At 28.7% G+C, this 1,662-nt stretch carries 2 protein-coding genes; one reads left to right on the top strand and one right to left on the bottom strand.

Annotated elements, in window-relative coordinates; all coding sequences use genetic code 11:
* The coding region (locus tag DIU01_RS11305; RefSeq protein ID WP_290834510.1) for a 7TM-DISM domain-containing protein at positions 1-918 on the bottom strand (918 nt) is incomplete at its 3' end.
* A gap of 148 nt (positions 919-1,066) precedes the next feature.
* Between DIU01_RS11305 and DIU01_RS11310 the strand changes: the two genes are divergently transcribed.
* Positions 1,067-1,636 (top strand): non-canonical purine NTP diphosphatase, encoded by a 570-nt coding sequence (locus DIU01_RS11310; RefSeq protein ID WP_290834512.1) that lies wholly within the window; start codon positions 1,067-1,069, stop codon positions 1,634-1,636.
* Positions 1,637-1,662: the final 26 nt, after the last annotated feature.

Raw genomic sequence — 1,662 nt, forward strand, 5'->3', positions numbered from 1 at the left:
ATTTGGAACGAAAACAATCATAAGTAGCAATAAACCAAGACTTACATACAATATGTTAAAAGCTGATTTTAGTAATTTACTAATTTCATTTACCTTTAGATAGTTTTGAGCATATTTTCCTAAAAAGAAACCCGAAATTACAGCAAACAATAAAACTGATTTATCAGACAACCAACCATTGTCTGGAGTTACAAATTGATAAAAATAACCGTCTAATGAAAATTGAAGCAATCCAATAAAAACAACGTATAAGCTATAATACAAAAACACTCTTTCCTTCATTGCATAGAAAAAGAAAAAGTATAAAATAGAAGCAATTATTAAAATTCCATAAAAAAATCCGAAGACAATTTGCTCAAATGAAGTAACTTCAACCAAATTCATTGGTGTTCTTAAAATTACAGGCGCATTGATAACTTCACCATCACTTTTTAGATTAACATAATAGTCTGCAGTTTCATTAGGTAATAAATAGACAATAAATAATGTTTTTCTATGTTTAAAACTACGTTCCTTAAACGGAATATTATCCCCACTTTTTTGATAATCAACAACTTTATTATCAATTACTTTATAAAAATTAGCTACATCAACAATAGGTCTTGAGGACTCTAAATAATACTTCAAATCACTATCGGTATCGTTTTTTACAGAAAAATGCAACCAATAATTATTCGAAGTAAATCCCAAATCATGATTTTCATCTTCCAATGGAACAAATTTACTTTTATCATCAGCAATTACCTCTTTTATAGATAATTGTTTTTCATCCGAATCAAAAATTGTAGTGAACTTATGCAGTGATTTTTGAGTGAAATTTGCATTTTTATTGTCAATTTTATATTGAGAGTAAGTTGTGTTTTGAAATAACAATACAAGTATTGCCGTCACAAAAATAGTAGGTAATTTTTGTTTCATAAAAATGTTAGTTTGATTTGGGTACGGACATGTACGGAAACAACAAGGATATGGTTTTAATTAAAATAAAAAAATACCATCAAATCATAAATTACAATTGATGATAAATTTGATTATCGTAATTTTACACAATCAAATTAATCTTTTTATGAAACTAGTTTTTGCTTCCAATAATAAAAATAAAATTCGCGAAATTCAACTTCTCGTCCCAACAACAATTGAGATTGTAAGTTTGGAAGATATTGGTTGCACTGAAGAAATTCCAGAAACTGCTGATACAATTGAAGGAAATGCCATTCTAAAAGCAAACTATGTTACTGAAAAATATGGTTTCAATTGTTTTGCTGATGATTCTGGTTTAGAAGTAGATGCTTTAAACGGTGAACCCGGAGTTTTCTCGGCAAGATATGCAGGCGAACCAAAAGACGATGCTAATAATATGGATAAATTATTATTAAATCTTAAAGATAAAACCAACAGGAAAGCCAATTTCAAAACGGTAATTTGTCTAAATCTAAACGGAGAACAACATCTTTTCACTGGAATTATCAACGGAAAAATCATCGATGAAAAAATTGGCAGTAATGGTTTTGGTTATGATCCGATATTTGTAGCCGATAATTACACAAAAACCTTTGCAGAGCTTACCATAGAAGAAAAGGCAACAATAAGCCATCGCGGAATTGCTGTCAAACAATTGATTGAGTTCTTGAAATAATCGTATTTTTTTTTCTTTATATTAAG

The sequence above is a fragment of the Flavobacterium sp. genome (assembly GCF_003525665.1).
Lineage (GTDB): Bacteria > Bacteroidota > Bacteroidia > Flavobacteriales > Flavobacteriaceae > Flavobacterium.

What these genes read in the sequence shown, in the direction of transcription:
- DIU01_RS11310 (WP_290834512.1), top strand. Translation starts at nt 1,067, where the DNA reads ATGAAACTAGTTTTTGCTTCCAATAATAAAAATAAAATTCGCGAAATT.